At 61.4% G+C, this 241-nt stretch carries 1 pseudogene; it reads right to left on the bottom strand.

The window, feature by feature from the left end:
* A pseudogene (locus ACPYOM_RS23675) lies at window positions 1-241 on the bottom strand (XRE family transcriptional regulator); the annotation flags it as partial.

The raw sequence follows: 241 nt of genomic DNA, 5'->3' as shown, positions 1-241 counted from the left end.
CGCTGGTGTCGTGCCCTGGGGGCGCGCTGATCCATTGAGCTTCGATGCTTCCATCGCGGTTCGGGGTGAGCAGCTCGTGCACTGCTTCACCCACAGATTCGCGGGTGACGTTTTTCAGGTTGCGTCGATCGGATCTGCGGACCACGGGGGACTTTGATTCTTCCTGGCCGATGAAGAATCTCCCTACGGGGATGTCCAGGCCGTGGGCCAGCTGCGCCAAGGTGGTGAAGGAAGGGTTGAC

The sequence above is a fragment of the Monashia sp. HAY1-2A genome, from assembly GCF_056755315.1.
Note: the sequence above shows the minus strand (reverse complement) of the source record. Positions and strands in the feature narration are given on the sequence as shown.